Annotated in this window: 14 protein-coding genes; 8 read left to right on the top strand and 6 right to left on the bottom strand. The window is 74.0% G+C overall.

Annotated elements, in window-relative coordinates:
• The first annotated feature begins 82 nt into the window (after nt 1-82).
• A complete protein-coding gene (locus tag D7294_RS01590) occupies nt 83-298 on the top strand; it encodes an acyl-CoA carboxylase epsilon subunit (RefSeq protein ID WP_120675254.1) in 216 nt (71 codons plus the stop codon).
• A 67-nt stretch (nt 299-365) separates the two neighbouring features.
• Here the strand turns inward: D7294_RS01590 and D7294_RS01585 are convergent, their stop codons facing one another.
• Genes D7294_RS01585 through D7294_RS01575 form a run of 3 tightly spaced genes read right to left on the bottom strand, consistent with a single transcriptional unit; the run spans nt 366 to nt 3,746 of the window.
• Nucleotides 366-2,192 carry a CotH kinase family protein gene (locus D7294_RS01585; RefSeq protein ID WP_120674576.1) on the bottom strand — a complete coding sequence of 609 codons (1,827 nt, stop codon included), beginning with the start codon at nt 2,190-2,192 and terminating at the stop codon, nt 366-368.
• Nucleotides 2,192-2,869: a DUF4956 domain-containing protein gene (locus D7294_RS01580; protein ID WP_120674574.1), complete on the bottom strand. Its 678-nt coding sequence runs from the start codon at nt 2,867-2,869 to the stop codon at nt 2,192-2,194. Before D7294_RS01580 ends, D7294_RS01585 begins: the two co-directional genes overlap by 1 nt.
• On the bottom strand, nt 2,859-3,746 hold the full coding sequence (locus D7294_RS01575; RefSeq protein ID WP_338325600.1) for a polyphosphate polymerase domain-containing protein: 888 nt from the start codon (nt 3,744-3,746) through the stop codon (nt 2,859-2,861). The genes D7294_RS01580 and D7294_RS01575 overlap by 11 nt, the downstream gene beginning before the upstream one ends.
• A 180-nt stretch (nt 3,747-3,926) precedes the next feature.
• Between D7294_RS01575 and D7294_RS01570 the strand changes: the two genes are divergently transcribed.
• The 3 genes from D7294_RS01570 (at nt 3,927) to D7294_RS01560 (ending at nt 7,235) form a co-directional block, all read left to right on the top strand.
• Nucleotides 3,927-5,462, top strand: a complete 1,536-nt coding sequence (locus D7294_RS01570; RefSeq protein ID WP_120674570.1) for an ABC transporter permease — start codon at nt 3,927-3,929, stop codon at nt 5,460-5,462.
• A 43-nt stretch (nt 5,463-5,505) separates the two neighbouring features.
• Nucleotides 5,506-6,312: an ABC transporter ATP-binding protein gene (locus D7294_RS01565; protein WP_120674568.1), complete on the top strand. Its 807-nt coding sequence runs from the start codon at nt 5,506-5,508 to the stop codon at nt 6,310-6,312.
• Nucleotides 6,313-6,632: 320 nt separating this feature from the next.
• The gene (locus tag D7294_RS01560; RefSeq protein ID WP_174248242.1) at nt 6,633-7,235 is read left to right on the top strand and encodes a Maf family protein; all 603 of its coding nucleotides are present in this window, start codon (nt 6,633-6,635) and stop codon (nt 7,233-7,235) included.
• Nucleotides 7,236-7,274: 39 nt separating this feature from the next.
• Here D7294_RS01560 and D7294_RS01555 read toward each other — a convergent pair whose 3' ends face one another.
• Nucleotides 7,275-7,673, bottom strand: a complete 399-nt coding sequence (locus D7294_RS01555; RefSeq protein WP_241562027.1) for a hypothetical protein — start codon at nt 7,671-7,673, stop codon at nt 7,275-7,277.
• 338 nt (nt 7,674-8,011) lie between these two features.
• Between D7294_RS01555 and D7294_RS01550 the strand changes: the two genes are divergently transcribed.
• A complete protein-coding gene (locus D7294_RS01550) occupies nt 8,012-9,790 on the top strand; it encodes an ATP-binding protein (protein WP_120674566.1) in 1,779 nt (592 codons plus the stop codon).
• Between the two features lie 377 nt (nt 9,791-10,167).
• On the opposite strand, the gene D7294_RS01545 is transcribed toward D7294_RS01550, so the two are convergent.
• Nucleotides 10,168-11,118, bottom strand: a complete 951-nt coding sequence (locus D7294_RS01545) for a DeoR/GlpR family DNA-binding transcription regulator (RefSeq protein ID WP_241562026.1) — start codon at nt 11,116-11,118, stop codon at nt 10,168-10,170.
• Between the two features lie 174 nt (nt 11,119-11,292).
• Nucleotides 11,293-12,726 (bottom strand): NAD(P)H-quinone dehydrogenase, encoded by a 1,434-nt coding sequence (locus tag D7294_RS01540; RefSeq protein ID WP_120674564.1) that lies wholly within the window; start codon nt 12,724-12,726, stop codon nt 11,293-11,295.
• Between the two features lie 116 nt (nt 12,727-12,842).
• Between D7294_RS01540 and D7294_RS01535 the strand changes: the two genes are divergently transcribed.
• From D7294_RS01535 to D7294_RS01525, 3 genes are all read left to right on the top strand, one after another.
• Nucleotides 12,843-13,286 carry a gamma-glutamylcyclotransferase family protein gene (locus tag D7294_RS01535; protein WP_120674563.1) on the top strand — a complete coding sequence of 148 codons (444 nt, stop codon included), beginning with the start codon at nt 12,843-12,845 and terminating at the stop codon, nt 13,284-13,286.
• A gap of 179 nt (nt 13,287-13,465) precedes the next feature.
• Entirely contained in the window at nt 13,466-14,266 is an 801-nt protein-coding gene (locus tag D7294_RS01530; RefSeq protein WP_120674562.1) for a purine-nucleoside phosphorylase, read from the top strand.
• Between the two features lie 2 nt (nt 14,267-14,268).
• Nucleotides 14,269-16,068 (top strand): phospho-sugar mutase, encoded by a 1,800-nt coding sequence (locus D7294_RS01525; RefSeq protein ID WP_120674561.1) that lies wholly within the window; start codon nt 14,269-14,271, stop codon nt 16,066-16,068.
• The last annotated feature ends 75 nt before the right edge of the window (nt 16,069-16,143 follow it).

Raw genomic sequence — 16,143 nt, 5'->3', positions numbered from 1 at the left:
CCCGGTTCCTGCGCCCGGGTCCTCGCGGGGCGAGCCTAGAATGACCGGGCCGGTGAAGGGCGCGAGCGACCCGGGAGTGGCCGTGATCAGAATCGTGCGGGGCAATCCGACCCCGGAGGAGCTGGCCGCCGCCGTCGCCGTCGTGCAGGCGCGCGTCGCCGCCGCGGCCGGCGCCGAGGCCACCAGCCGCCAGGCCCGCATCCCGGCCTGGTCCGACCCGGCGCGCAACGTGCCGCGCCCGCTGCCCGCCCCGGCCCCCGGCGCCTGGCGGACCAGCTACTGGCCCGCCGGGGCCTGAGGCGCCGGGCCACGGGCGTCGGGGCCACGGGGCGCGGCGCCTCGGCCGGCGGCGGGGGCGCGGCGCCTCAGCCGCCGATCAGCTCCTCGCCCGCCAGGGCCTCGGCGCGCTCGGTGAGGGTGCCGCGCAACTGCTCCACGGCGGCGTCGAGTTCAGACCCTCCAGCGCCCGCGTCCGCGGCCTGGCCGGCCAGCGTGTCCAGCAGGTCCACGGCCGTGCCCGAGGCGTAGAACCGCTGGTAGAGGTCGCGGTAGGCGTCCGCGTAGACCTCGTCGAAGGCGTCGAGCTCCAGGAAGCGGTCCTTGAGGGTGTTCGACGCCGTCATCCCGCCCCCGGCCCCGCCGGGGCCGCCTCGGGCCCCTTCGTCCCCGGCCGCGCCGCCGTCGCCCCCACCGTTCGTTGCGCCGTCCCCTCCGCCGTCCGTGCCACCCTCCTGGACTCCGGGGGCCGGGAAGCCGCCGGCTCCGTTCGCCGGGCCGCCGGCCGGGAAGCCCTCCGGGAGCTGCGGGGGCTCGCCGGCCCCCGCGGCGTCCTGTCCCTGGGCGTCCGGCGGGGCCTGTCCCTCCCCGGGCGCGGGCTGCGCCCCTTCCGCCACGCCGTCCTGGGCGCCTTGATCCGCGCCGTCCTGCGTGCCTTGATCCGCGCCGTCCAGGGCGCCGCCGCCCGGGCCCATGCCGCCGCCCATGGAGGTCGACTCCTCGGGCCCCAGCGCCGGGTCCCCGCTGAAGGTCAGGTTGAAGTCCCAGCCCAGGACGGAGAACCTCCCGGTGTCCAGGTCGTACCACAGCAGGTAGTTGCGGCCGGGGCCCGCCATGTCGTCGTTGTTCAGCAGCAGGTTCTGCGTCGCCACGTAGTCCGCGAAGGAGGAGACGTCGACGTGCGCGGACAGTTCGGCCGCGAACTCCTCGTCGGTGGCCTCCTCGGCCCACTTGATCAGGTCGATCACCGGCTGGAGGTCCTGGCTGCCCTTCTTGGTGAGCTGGTTGAAGTCGTCCTCGTACGCGGTGGGGTCCTCACCCTGGTAGGCGAACCGGCTGCCGGCGCGCGCCTTGTAGAGCACCCCGTTGGTGCCGACGGTGGCCTCGCCGTAGCTCGGCCCCGGGTTCTCCACCACGAGCCGGGTGGTCGTGGGCCGGTCGTTCACGGCGAAGGAGGAGAAGGCGAACCGTTCCGCGGGCTGGTCCGAGGCGTCCATCAGGGACAGCGACACGGCCTCGTTGAGCGGGACCTGGCCGTCGCTGCCCGGGCGGACGGAGATCTCCTGGTGCCCCTGGTAGGCGCGGCCCTCGACGTACTCGTCGATGCTGATGAGCCAGGGCAGTTCCTCGGGCTTGTCCGGCGAGAGCTGCACCATGCCGCCGAACCCGCCGCCGCCGAAGCCACGTTGCACCTCCCCCGCCCCTTCGCCCTGCCCCTCCTGAGCCTCTTGTCCTTCCTGGCCCTCCTGCGTCTGTTCCTGGTCGGGCCCGGCCCCGCCTTCCGCCGGTGCCCGGCCGCCCCCGGGCGCGGAATCGCCGGTACGCAGGCTCTGGAGCGTGGAGTTGCCCTTGAGCCTGAGGCCCACGCTCTCGATGAAGGTGCCGTCGAGGGTGAGGTCGGCCTCGATGGAGTTCTTCTCGCCGTCCTCCTGGAAGTCCTCCATCATCTCGGCGTAGTCGTCCTCGTCGTAGTCGAGGCGGATGGAGTGCGCCACCGACCGGTCGTAGAGGTCCACGGCCCCGGAGATGTTCTCGACGATCTGCTCGCCCTCGCCGTCCGAGGCGCTGGTGACCCAGGGGCTCACCCGGGAGCTGCCGAAGAACACCAGCAGCACCCCGAGGCCGGCCACCAGCGCCGACACCGGCCGCCAGTTCTGCCGCACCCGGACCGGAAGGCGTCGCCGCAGCGCTCCCATCACAGGTCCGTCTGGTCGTATCCGGTGAGGACCGTGACCCGCTGGCCGTACGTCCGCTCCTGTATCGCCGCGACGAGTTCGCCCGGCGTGTGGCCCTTCTTCAGGCGCACGGTGTAGAAGACCTCGGTGAGGGCGCCGCCGCGGATGGACTCGGTGCTCACCAGCTCGAACTCGGTGGTGAAGCGGACCAGGACGTCCTCGATGGCGGGCGCGTGATCCTCGCCGGCCGGCACCTGCACCTTGACCACCTGCCGCTGCACGTTCAGCGCGAAGACGTCGAACCGGTGCATCGCGAAGATGATCACGCAGATGGTGACGCCGCCGATCAGGGCCAGCGTGTAGAAGCGGGCGCCGCAGGCCATGCCCAGGCCCATCACCAGGAAGATGAAGCCGACGTCCCGCGTCTCCTTGATCGCGTTGCGGAACCGGACCACGGAGAGCGCCCCGACCAGCGAGAAGGCGCGGGCCAGGTTGGAGCCGACGACGAGCAGGATCAGCGAGACGATCATGCCGACGATGACCAGCGTCTGCACATAGGACTGGCTGTAGGAGACGTTCCTGTGGGTGGCCCGGTACACGAAGCCGGTCATCATGCTCAGCGCGAAGGAGAGCGCGAGGCAGAGAACGATGTCGGCGGTGCTGAACGTCCCGCTCAGATCCTGGAGATCAAGCGACATGGAGGGGGCCTTCCTCGGGGTGGGCGTGGGCGTGGGCGTGGGGATGCGTCCCGCCGTGAGGGTGCGGGTCCGCGTGGGGGCCGGGGCGGCCGGCGGGGGAGCGTCCGGGGAGGGTGACGTCCTCCTCCGCGACGTGGAACACCGAGCGGGGGGCTCTTCCGTACGCCTCGATGCCCTGGCAGTACTTGGAGACCCGCACCACGCTGAGATTCCGCTTCGCGGTCAGGTCGGTGATCCAGTACGGGACCCGCTCGTTCACCTTGATCTCCATGACGGCCAGGCGGGGCGGGATGATGAACCGGTTCTCCGCGCCCTGGGTGCCGAGGTGGAAGTCCCGGTCCCGGCCGCGGATTCGCCGGTCGAAGGTGACGCGCAGCCCGGTGTCCTGGTCACGGCCGACCAGCGCCTCACGCTGGTAGCCGGTGACGGCGGTGGGCCGCAGGTCGAGCCGCACCGCGAGGTCGAGGACCTCCTGCACGAAGGCCCGCTCCTGCTCCGCGTGGTCGACCGCGGTCCTTCGGTCGCACAGCAGCCTGGCCGCCCGGTACGGCAGCCGCAGGCGGCGCTTCTGGGTGACCCGGTTCACGCGCTGCTTGATCTCGACGTAGACCGGCGAGTCGTCGGTCAGCGAGGAGAGGTCGCCGTAGTGCCGGATGCGCAGTTTCCTGCGGAACTTCAGGCCCTGGATCTTCTCCCAGTAGAAACGCAGCTGCGGGGTGTCGTAGTAGAGGCTCCAGACCCCGTACCCGCCCGGCGGGCTGAACGGGTCGCCCTGGAGGCGCCGCGCGAGGTCCTCCCGCAGCGGCGCCACCTCTTCCACGGGGATGAGGTACTTGATCTCGTACCGGTTGAAGGCGTGCAGTCGGCTGGCCGTCACGCGCTCTCCTTTCGTCTGGCCGGCACCAACCAACTGGACGAAAATGAAAACGTTGTGAGAACCGAATATGAACGCGATGAAGCGCGAAGGTGAAGCGCCGGCCGGGGCCGCCCCGGCGTTCTCATCGAGCTCTCATGCACTCCTCAGGACCGGCTCAGCGCCCGCCCATAACGTCCGGGCATGATCCTCACCTACCTGCGACGCGAGCTGCGCAGACGCCGGAGGGCGCAGCTCGTCATCGCCGCCGGGCTGGCCCTCGGCATCGCCCTGGTCCTCATCGTGAACGCGGCCTCCGCCGGCCTGCGCAAGGCCCAGGACGAGGTCCTCCAGTCGCTCTACGGCCTGGGCACCGACATGACCGTCGGCAAGTCCTTCCAGCAGCCCGGGGCCTCCGGCGAGGGCGAGGAGGGGGCCGAGGGCGGCGATGCGCGCCGGCCGCGATTCGACTTCGACGCGCAGGAGGGCGAGGAGCAGGGCAGCGACATGCTGATGCTCGACTCCTTCGCGACGCTGACCGGGGACGAGGTGGCAACCATCGCCGGCCTCGGGGACGTGGCCGGCGCGGTCGGCGGGCTGAGCCTGCGCGACATCGGCGTCAACGGCTCCTTCGACCCCGGCCGGATCGTCCAGGGGGAAGACGGCGGGCAGGACCAGGCAGAAGAGGGCCAGGACTCCGGGGGCGCCGCCCCGGGCGGCCCCGGCGGGAGCGAGGGCGGCGAGTCCCGGATCGGCGGCGGCGGCGCCCAGTTCGACGTCAACCAGTTCAGCGTCTTCGGCGCCGACGTCAGCCGGCCGGAGCTCGGGCCGCTGGCCGCCCTGGAGGTCACCGAGGGCCGTGCCTTCGCGACGGACGAGACGGAGGCGGAGGCCGCGCTGGTGGACGCCGACTACGCCGCGGAAAACGACCTCGCGGTGGGCGGCACGCTGACCATGGCGGACACCGACTTCGAGGTGATCGGCCTGACCACGCCGGGCACCGGCGAGTCGACGGCGGACGTCGTCATCCCGCTGGCCACCGCCCAGCGGCTCTCCGGACACGAGGACGAGGTCACCGGCGTCTACGTGCAGGCCACCGACTCCACGCGGCTGGACGCCGTGGCGGAGGCGATCGGCGCCCGGATCGAGGACGCCGAGGTCACCACCGCCGACGACCTGGCCGACCAGGTCTCCGGCTCGCTGTCCACCGCGGCCGACCTCGCCGACGGCGTGGGGAGGTGGCTCTCCTCCCTGGTGCTCGCCGCCGCCTTCCTGGTCGCCGGGCTGCTGGCCGCCTCCTCGGTCAGCCGCCGGGTGCGGGAGTTCGGCACCCTCAAGGCCCTGGGCTGGACGCGCTGGCGGGTCACCCGGCAGGTGCTCGCCGAGTCGCTGGTGACCGGCCTCTTCGGCGGGGCGCTCGGCCTGGCGGTGGGCCTGGGCTCCGCCTGGACCCTCACGCAGATACGGCCCGACCTCACCGCGGAACTCGGCGCGGGCGGGCTCGGCGGACTCGGCGGGCCCGGCGGCGGGGGCGGCGGGCCGCGGATGGGATTCGGCGGCCAGGAGGCGGCGCAGTCCGCGGGCCGGTCCCTCGACATCGGGCTCACGGCGCCGGTCAGCGCGGACATCGTCGTGCTCGCCGTCGCGCTGGCCGTGGTCGGCGGCCTGATCGCGGGCGCGTTCGCCGCCTGGCGCGCCGCCCGGCTGCGCCCCGCGGACGCCTTCCGCCGCATCGCCTGACCCGCCCCCGCCCCGACGCACCCTTCGATACGGAGAGCCATCCATGTACGAACTCACCGGCGTGACCAAGAGGTACCGCCGCGGCAAGGCCACGGTGAACGCCCTCGACGGCGTCTCGCTGACCGTCCCCACCGGCGACCGGCTGGTCATCAAGGGGCCCACAGGCGGCGGCAAGTCCACCCTGCTCCAGCTGCTCGGCGGGCTCGACCGGGCGACCAGCGGCAGCGTGGTGCTCGACGGCACCGACCTGTCGCGGCTCTCCGAGGCGAAGCTGACCAGGCTGCGCGCCGAGCGGATCGGCTTCGTCTTCCAGGGGTTCCACCTCATCCCGACGCTGAGCGCGCGCGAGAACGTCGAGACCGCGCTCGTCCCGCTCGGGCTGCGGACCGCGGAGCGGCGGCGGCGCGCGGCCGAGGCGCTGGAGTCGGTGGGGCTGGCCGAACGCGCCGGGCACCTGCCGGACGAGTTGTCCGGCGGCCAGCAGCAGCGCGTGGCCATCGCGCGCGCCCTCGCCAAGCGCCCCCAGGTGCTGCTCGCCGACGAGCCGACCGGCAACCTCGACGAGTCCACCCGGGACGAGGTGATGGAGGTGCTGGAGAGCAGGTGGCGCGAACTCGGCCTGACCTTCGTGCTCGTCACCCACGACAGCTCCCTCGCGCGCCGGGCGGATCGGGTGGCCACCCTCTCCGGCGGCCGGATCTCCCTGACCGAGCGCACGCGCGGCCCCGCCGGCCCCGCGCCCGCCCCGCCCGGCCCCCCGGCCGAGGCCGCCTCCGGCGACGCCGGCCAACTCCCCGCCGGCGACGTGCCCTCGGACGACGTGCCCTCCGGCGGCGTGCCCTCCGCCTGACCCGGCCGCGCCGCACGTCGCGCCCCCGCTCCGCCGCGCCTCGCGCCCCCGCTCCGCCGCGCCTCGCGCCCCCGCTCCACCGTGTCTCGCGCCCCCCCGCGCCCTCGCCTCCTCTCGCGCCGCCTCTCCGCGCGCCCCGCCGTGGCCCGGGGCCGCCGGTACCGGTGGGCCCGGTGCGCGGGCGGCGGGCGGGAGTTGCGCGAGGGGCGGACGGGGGTGCGCGGAGGGCGGGCCGAGGTTGCGCGAGAGGCGGACGGGGGGGTGCGCGGGCGGCGGGCGCGGGAGCGTGCCCGCCGGCGCGGCCCGTTACCCTGACGGGCATGAGACGACTGGTGCTGGCCTCGCAGTCCCCGGCGCGGCTCGGGCTGTTGCGGCAGGCCGGGTTCGCCCCCGAGGTGATCGTCAGCGGGGTGGACGAGGAGGCGCTCGGCGCCGGAGTCCCCACCCCGGGCGAGCTGGCGCAGGCCCTCGCCGCGGCCAAGGCGGCCAGCGTCGCGGCCCGGCCCGAGGCCGCCGGGGCCCTCGTCCTCGGCTGCGACTCGGTGCTCGACCTCGACGGGCAGGCCCTGGGCAAGCCCGCCGACGCCGAGGAGGCGACCGCCAGGTGGAAGGCGATGCGCGGCAGGGCGGGCGTACTGCGCACCGGGCACTGCCTGATCGACGCGGCCGACGGCCGCCGCGCCACCGGCGTGGCCGCCACGACCGTGCGGTTCGGCGAGCCGACCGACGCCGAGATCGCCGCCTACGTCGCCTCGGGCGAACCCCTGCACGTGGCGGGCGCCTTCACCCTGGACGGCCGCTCCGCGCCCTTCGTCGAGGGCATCGAAGGCGACCCGGGCACCGTGATCGGGCTGTCCCTGCCGCTGCTGCGCCGGCTCCTCCTGGAGGGGTTCGGCCTCGCCGTCACCGATCTGTGGGCCTGAACTCCCGTCCGCCCGGCCCCCGTCGGCCCCCTCGCCCGCTCAGCCGGCCGCTGCCCCGTCCGGCGGCGGCGGGTAGAGCGTGAGGGTCAGCATCAGCAGGGAGAACACCAGCATCAGCAGGAGGAAGGCCGGCCAGCCCACCAGGCCGACGGCCAGCGCCCCCAGCAGCGCGTGCAGCACCGCGGCCGCCACGAGCGCCGCGCGCGCCGCGCGCCCCGGCGCGCGGTCGAGCACCGCGATCCGCACCAGCAGGATGCCGCACAGCAGCAGGAACGCTCCGAGCACGCCGCCCCCGCAGTACGCCCCCACGCTCAGCGCCTCGGGCGACACCCCGCCGACGGAGATCTCCTGCCGGTCCGCCGCCAGGCCCACGACCCAGTTCAGCACCGCGAGAGTCACCGCGGCGCCGGCCACCACCACCGCCGTTCCGGCGGCCACCCCTCGTCTTCCCCGCCTCACGCCCCGCACGCTACTTCCGGGTAACGCACCCGGCAAGCCCTCGTGCAACGGCTTTCGAGAGCGCAAAGAATCCGCCCCACTCTTGTCGGTTCCATACAAAAGGAATCGCCACTCGCTGTGCTGGTGCGCCCGAGTTGAACTCGGTCAGCCGATTCCCAAGGGAAACCCCAAGAGGGCGCGTACCTTGGGACAGCAGGGCTGATGACCTGCCGGGGCATCAGCTCTCCGGCGCGTGTGGGCAAGGTCACTCCTGTGGGCGACTCGTTGCAAGGTGTCGCCAGTACCTAAACTCGCCTTGTTCCAAGGAGGGAGCCATCGTGCGCAAGGTGCTCATCGCCAACCGCGGCGAAATCGCCGTTCGGGTCGCTCGGGCATGCCGGGATGCCGGGATCGCCAGTGTGGCCGTCTACGCCGATCCGGACCGGGACGCCGTGCACGTCCGGGCCGCCGACGAGGCGTTCGCGCTGGGCGGTGACACCCCCGCCGCCAGCTATCTCGACTTCGAGAAGGTCCTCAAGGCCGCCGCGGACTCCGGCGCCGACGCCGTCCACCCGGGATACGGATTCCTGTCGGAGAACGCCGACTTCGCCCAGGCCGTCCTCGACGCCGGCCTCACCTGGATCGGGCCGCCGCCCTCCGCGATCCGGTCCCTCGGCGACAAGGTGGCCGCGCGGCACATCGCGCAGCGCGCCGGCGCCCCGCTCGTCGCGGGCACCAAGGACCCGGTCTCCGGCGCCGACGAGGTGGTGGAGTTCGCGCGCGAACACGGCCTCCCGGTCGCCATCAAGGCCGCCTTCGGCGGCGGCGGACGCGGCCTGAAGGTGGCGCGCACCCTGGAGGAGATCCCCGAGCTGTACGACTCCGCGGTGCGCGAGGCGGTCGCCGCCTTCGGCCGGGGCGAGTGCTTCGTCGAGCGCTACCTCGACCGGCCGCGGCACGTGGAGACCCAGTGCCTGGCCGACCGGCACGGCAACGTGGTCATCGTCTCCACCCGCGACTGCTCCCTCCAGCGGCGCCACCAGAAGCTCGTCGAGGAGGCCCCCGCGCCCTACCTCAGCGAGGCGCAGAACGCCGAGCTGTACGCGGCCTCCAAGGCGATCCTCAAGGAGGCGGGCTACGTCGGCGCGGGCACCTGCGAGTTCCTCGTCGGGCAGGACGGCACGATCTCCTTCCTCGAGGTCAACACCAGGCTCCAGGTGGAGCACCCGGTCTCCGAGGAGGTCACGGGCCTCGACCTGGTGCGCGAGCAGCTGCGCATCGCGGAGGGCGAAAAGCTCGGCTACGACGACCCGCCGCTGCGCGGGCACTCCATCGAGTTCCGCATCAACGGCGAGGACGCCGGGCGCAACTTCCTCCCCGCCCCGGGCACCGTCACCACGTTCAACCCGCCGCTGGGCCCCGGCGTGCGCGTCGACACCGGCGTGGAGTCCGGCTCCGTGATCGGCGCGGCCTGGGACTCGATGCTGGCGAAGCTCATCGTGACCGGCGCGGACCGCAGGCAGGCGCTGGAGCGCGCGGCGCGCGCGCTGGCGGAGTTCCAGGTGGAGGGCATGGCGACCGTCATCCCCTTCCACCGCGTCGTGGTCCGCGACCCCGCCTTCGCGCCCGAGGTGACCGGCCGCGCCGGTGAGCCGTTCTCCGTCCACACCCGGTGGATCGAGACCGAGTTCGTCAACACCATCGAGCCCTTCGGCGGCATCGGGGCCGCGGAGGGCGAGGAGCCGAACAGCCGCGAGACGGTGGTCGTCGAGGTCGGCGGCAAGCGCCTTGAGGTGTCCCTGCCGGCGACGCTGGCCATGCCGCTGGCCAGGGCCGCGGTCGCGGGCGGCGCCAGGCCGGCCAGGCGCAAGCCCGCCAAGCGGGGCGGCGCGGTGGCCGGCGGAGCGGCGCTTGCCTCGCCGATGCAGGGCACGATCGTGAAGGTCGCCGTCGAGGAGGGGCAGCAGGTCGAGGAGGGCGAACTCGTCATCGTCCTCGAGGCGATGAAGATGGAGCAGCCCATCAACGCGCACCGGGCGGGCACGGTGACCAGCCTCAGCGCCGAGGTCGGCGCGGCCGTCTCGGCGGGCGCGGTGATCTGCGAGATCAAGGACTGAGCCGGGCGCCGCGGCGGCCCGGCCGCAGGCGCGACGCCGCCCTCCCCGGCGGCCCGCGCCACCCGGCCGCCGCGCCCGGCCCCGCGGCCCGGCGCGCAGCCCGCGCGCCCACGCCCCCCGCGGGCGCACCCTCCTGGTCCCGCGAGCGCACGCCGCGAGCCCCCTGGGGAGCCCCCTGGCGGTCGGCCCACCCGGCGGGCCCATCGGCGCGGCACCGCGCAAGACTCAGGCCCCCGGGGCGGGCACCCGCGGGCTTCCCGGCACGCCACCGGACGAGCGGTGGGCGCGCGCCCACCGGCGCTCGCGCCGTCCTTCCCGCGGGCCGGGGATGGCCCTCCGCGGCCGGAGGGCGAAACGCCGCGCCGGGGCCGGCGCGGCTACCGGCGGCGGGGCGGGGACAGGTCGGGCAGGCGCGGGCCGAGCGGTGGATGCGTCGAACGCGGGCCGGGAAGCGAACCGTCGCGGCGCTGCGGCTCGGCCGGGTGTTTCGCGGCCGGCGCCGGCCCGCCCGCCACCGAGACCCGCACTCCCTGCTCGATGAGCGCCTCGATCTCCGCGGCGGCCTTCTCCCCGTCCGCGTGCGGCTCCCCGTGCCCCGGGCCCTCCGGGGCCGCGCCCCGCAGCGTCTCGTGGTGGGTGGCGGCCCGGACCGCCTCGGAGGGCGGCTGGTTGGTCACCAGGTGCGCGATGTGGTCGGTCGGCACGGTCTGGAACGCCGTGTCCGAGCCGAGCTTCGTATGGTCCGCCAGCACGATCACCTCGGCCGCGGCCCGCACCAGGGCCCGGTCGACGCTCGCGGCCAGCATGTTCGAGGTGGAAAGGCCGCGGTCGGCGGTCAGCCCGGCCCCGGAGAGGAACGCCCGGCTGACCCGCAGCCCGAGCAGCGACTGCTCCGCCCCGCTGCCGACCAGCGCGTAGTTGGAGCCGCGCAACGTGCCGCCGGTCATCACCACCTCCACGCGGTTGGCGTGGGCGAGGGCCTGGGCGACGAGCAGGGAGTTCGTCACGACCGTGAGCCCGGGGACCCGGGCCAGCCGGCGGGCCAGCTCCTGCGTGGTCGTGCCGGCGCCGACCACGATGGCCTCGCCCTCCCGCACGAGGCCGGCCGCGTATTCGGCGATCGCGGTCTTCTCCGCCGTCGCGGCCGTGGCGCGCTGGGGGAAGCCGGACTCGCGGGTGAAGCCACCGGGCAGCACCGCACCACCGTGCCTGCGGTCGAGCAGCCCTTCCGCTTCGAGCGCGCGTACATCGCGCCGTACGGTCACTTCTGAGGTCTGGACAACGCGGGCGAGCTCCCGGAGCGACACGGCTCCGTTCGCTCGCACCATCTCGAGAATCATCTGACGACGTTCTGCAGCGAACACGGAACCGACAGTAACGCCAACGACCGTCTACTTTCAGCAGGTTGCGGGGAATTTCCGAAGTTGTCTGTGCGTGCGCCCCCGGCGTGATATGCGTCGGGGGCGCACCCGCGCGATACCCGCGCTGACCAGTGCCTACTGTTACTCGACCGACTTCCGGGTATGGAGCTGCCTCGCCGCCTCCGCGATCGACCCGGACAAAGACGGGTACACAGTGAACGCTTTTGCGATCTGTTCCACCGTCAGACTGTTGTCGACCGCGATCGATATCGGATGGATCAGCTCACTGGCGCGGGGCGAGACCACCACCCCGCCGACGACGATCCCGGTGCCCGGACGGCAGAACAGCTTGACGAATCCGTCGCGCACGCCCTGCATCTTCGCCCGCGGGTTGCGCAGCAGCGGCAGCTTCACGATCCGCGCGTCGATCCTGCGCTCGTCGACGTCGGCCTGGGTGTAGCCGACCGTCGCGATCTCCGGGTCGGTGAAGATGTTGGCGGAGACGGTGTTGAGGTCGAGCGGGGTCACCGCGTCGCCCAGGAAGTGGTACATGGCGATCCGGCCCTGCATCGCGGCCACCGAGGCGAGCGCCAGGACCCCGGTGCAGTCACCGGCCGCGTAGACACCCGGAGCGGTGGTCCGCGAGACCTTGTCGGTCCAGATGTGGCCGGACTCGGTCAGTTTCACCCCCGCCTCGACCAGACCCATGTCCTTCGTGTTCGGCACCGCGCCGACCGCCATCAGACAGTGCGTGCCGGAGATGACGCGCCCATCGGAGAGGGTCACCTCCACGCGGTCGCCGACCCGCTTGGCCGCGGCCGCCCGGGAACGGGAGAGCACGTTCATGCCCCGGCGGCGGAAGACGTCCTCCAGCACGGCCGCGGCGTCCGGGTCCTCGCCCGGCAGCACCCGGTCGCGCGAGGACACCAGGGTGACCCGCGAGCCGAGGGCCTGATACGCCCCGGCGAACTCGGCGCCGGTCACCCCGGAGCCCACCACGATCAGCTCCTCGGGCAGCTCGGAGAGGTCGTACACCTGCGTCCAGGTCAGGATGCGCTCGCCGTCCGGCCGGGCGTCGGGCAGCTCGCGCGGCATGCCGCCGGTGGCGATCAGCACGCAGTCGGCGAGCAGCTCCTCGCTCCCGCCCCCCGCGTCGGTGACCGTGACCCGGCGCGAACCGTCCAGCGCGTGCTCCGGCTCCAGGCGCCCGCGCCCGCGCAGCAGCCGCACGCCGGCGCGCGTGACCGAGGCGTCGATGTCGTGGGACTGGGCCAGCGCGAGCCGCTTGACCCTGCGGTTCACCTTCCCCAGGTCGACCCCTATGCCACGCACCTCGTCGCCGATGCCGTCGCCGTCGTGGTCGATCTCGATGCCGAGCTCCTCGTGCGAGGAGTCGAAGCTCGTCATCACCTCCGCGGTGGCAATGAGGGTCTTCGACGGCACACAGTCGGTCAGCACCGACGCACCGCCGAGTCCGTCGCGATCGACGATGGTCACCTCCGCACCGAGCTGCGCCGCCACCAGCGCCGCCTCGTAGCCGCCGGGTCCGCCACCAATGATCACGATTCGAGTCACTCTCCCAGTGTCTCCTACGAGCGACCGGAACCGCGGCCAGCCCCCTGCCCCCGGCCGGGGGGTACCAGCCACCCACCAGAGAGGCTCTCCCCCGCCCCTCCCGTACGCTCAGTCCCATGTCCCTCTACGCCGCATACGCCGGAAACCTCGACGCCCGGCTGATGTCCCGCCGCGCTCCGCACTCGCCGCTGCGCGGCACCGGCTGGCTGACCGGCTGGCGGCTCACCTTCGGCGGAGAGGAGATGGGCTGGGAGGGAGCGCTGGCCACCATCGTGGAGGACCAGCTCGCCACGGCCGGCGTCTTCGTGGCGCTGTACGACATCGCGCCACCGGACGAGGAGGCCATGGACCGCTGGGAGGGGGTCGGGATGGGCATCTACCGCCGCACCAGGTTGCGGGTGCACACCCTCGACGGGGACCTCGCGGCCTGGGGCTACGTCCTCAACGGCTACGAGGGCGGCCTCCCCTCCGCCCGCTACCTGGGCGAGATCGCCGACGCCGCCGAGTCGGCCGGGGCCCCGCACGACTACGTGATGGAACTCCGCAAACGGCCGTGCTGAGCCGCCGCGCCTCGCCGGCCGCGCCGCGGGCCCGGCTCCTTGCGGCAGCCGCCGGGACCCGCCGCCCGCCGGGCCCGGGGCCGAGGTTCCCGATCGCTTCCGGCCGGAATGGCCGAGACCGGCGGGTAGCCTGTGACAATCCTCTACGCGCGTAGGCCGTGAGCGGTTAGGCTCAGCGCGTGAACGCATCTGAGATTGAGGAGACCGCAGAGGCGGCGGCTGCCAGGCTGCGCGAGCTGACCGGCACCGCGAGTCATGACGTCGCCCTCGTCATGGGCTCGGGCTGGGGCCCGGCGGCGGACCAACTCGGCGAACCCCAAGCCGAGTTCAACGTCACCGAACTCCCCGGCTTCCCGCCCCCCACCGCCAAGGGCCACCAGGGGAAAATCCGCTCCTACCAGGTGGGCGACAGGCGCGCGCTCCTCTTCCTCGGCCGCACGCACTACTACGAGAACCGCGACGTGGCCGCCGTCGCCCACGGGGTGCGCACCGCGGCCGCCGCCGGCTGCAAGACGGTGGTGCTCACCAACGGCTGCGGCGGCCTGCGCGGCGGCATGGTCCCCGGCCAGCCGGTACTGATCAGCGATCACATCAACCTGACCGCGGCCTCCCCCCTCACCGGCGCCAACTTCGTCGACCTCACCGACCTCTACTCCCCCCGGCTGCGGGCCCTGTGCAAGGAGATCGACCCCAGCCTGGAAGAGGGCGTCTACGTCCAGCTCCCCGGCCCCCACTACGAGACGCCCGCCGAGATCCGCATGGTGCGCACCATCGGCGGCGACCTGGTCGGCATGTCCACGGTGCTCGAGGCCATCGCCGCCCGGGAGGCCGGGGCGGAGGTGCTGGGCATCTCCCTGGTCACGAACCTCGCCGCCGGCATCACCGGCGAACCCCTCAGCCACGAGGAGGTGCTCCAGGCCGGCCGGGACTCCGCGGCCCGCATGGGAGCCCTGCTCACCCAGGTACTCGGCAGGATCTGAGCATGGCCGACACCACCGACGAGACGGGACGCGCGCCACAGGCCCCCGCAGGCCTCGACGCAACCGGCAACGGGACCGGCCCCGCGACCGCAGAGGCCGCAGCGGCCGCAGGAAACCCGGCAAACCCGGCGAACCCCGCGCACAACGAGGAACTGCTCGCCCGGGCACGCGCCTGGCTCGCCGAGGACCCCGATCCCGACACCAGGCGGGAACTCGCCGCCCTCCTCGACGCCGGCGACACCGAGGCCGTGGCGGAACGCTTCCTCGGCACGCTCCAGTTCGGAACGGCGGGACTCCGCGGCGAGATGGGCGCCGGCCCGGCCCGCATGAACCGCGCCGTCGTCATCCGCGCCGCCGCCGGCCTGGCCGCCTACCTGCGGGAGAACGCGCCCGGCCTGGTCGTCATCGGCTACGACGCCCGGCACAAGAGCGCCGACTTCGCACGCGACACCGCCTCCGTCGTCACCGGCGCCGGGCTGCGCGCCGCCCTGCTCCCCCGGCCGCTGCCGACCCCGGTGCTTGCCTTCGCCATCCGCCACCTGGGGGCGGTCGCCGGCGTGATGGTCACCGCCAGCCACAACCCCCCGCGCGACAACGGCTACAAGGTCTACCTCGGAGACGGCAGCCAGATCGTCCCGCCGGCCGACACCGCCATCTCCGCCCGGATCGCCGCCGTCGGGCCCCTGGCCGAGGTCCCCCGGCCGGAAGGCGGCTGGGAGGTGCTCGGCGAGGAGGTCCTCGACGCCTATCTGGCCCGCAGCGGCGCCGTCCTCTCCCCGGGCTCGCCGCGCGACGTCCGGATCGTCTACACGCCGCTGCACGGTGTCGGCCAGGAGGTGCTGAACGCCGCCTTCGGCCTGGCCGGTTTCCCGGCCCCGCTGCCGGTGCCCGAACAGGCCGCCCCCGACCCGGACTTCCCCACCGTCTCCTTCCCCAACCCGGAGGAGCCGGGCGCGATGGACCTGGCCTTCGCCACCGCCCGCGCGGCCGGAGACCCCGGCGCGGACCTGGTCGTCGCGAACGACCCGGACGCCGACCGGTGCGCCGTCGGCGTGCCCGACCCGGCCGCGCCCGGCGGCTGGCGCATGCTGCGCGGCGACGAGGTGGGCGCCTTGCTCGCCACACACCTGGTGCGCAAGGGCGTCCGCGGCACCCACGCCACCTCGATCGTCTCCTCCTCCCTCGGCGGCCGGATCGCGGCCGCCGCCGGTCTGCCGTTCCGCGAGACGCTCACGGGCTTCAAGTGGCTCGGCCGGGTGCCCGGCCTCGCCTACGCCTACGAGGAGGCGCTCGGCTACTGCGTCGACCCGGAGGGCGTGCGCGACAAGGACGGGATCACCGCCGCCCTCGCCCTCGCCGAACTGGCCGCCGGCCTCAAGCGCGAGGGCCGCACGCTCACCTCGCTGCTCGACGAGATCGCGGTGGAACACGGCCTGCACGCCACCGACCAGCTGTCGGTGCGGGTCCAGGACCTCTCGCTGATCGCGGAGGCGCTGCGGCGGCTGCGCGCCGAGCCGCCCCGCGAACTCGCGGGACTGCGCGTGCGCACCGCCGAGGACCTGCGGCAGGGCTCGGCCGAGCTGCCCCCGACCGAGGGACTGCGGTACCTCCTCGACGGAGCCGGCGAGGTCTCCGCCGCCCGCGTCATCGTCCGGCCAAGCGGCACCGAGCCGAAGCTGAAGTGCTACCTGGAGGCGGTGCTGCCCGTCCCCGGCCTCGACGCGCTCCCCCGTGCACGGGCCACGGCCGCCCGGGTGCTCGCCGGACTCAAGGAGGACTTCGCGGCCCAGGCCGGCCTCTGACCCGGCCGCGAGGCCGCCCTGCCCCGGCTCCGTGACGGGCCGGGCTCGGGCGCCGGTGCCGCCCGGCGGCCGAGC

The sequence above is a fragment of the Streptomyces hoynatensis genome (assembly GCF_003626535.1).
Lineage (GTDB): Bacteria > Actinomycetota > Actinomycetes > Streptomycetales > Streptomycetaceae > Streptomyces > Streptomyces hoynatensis.
This window is presented reverse-complemented; position numbering and strand designations above follow the sequence as displayed.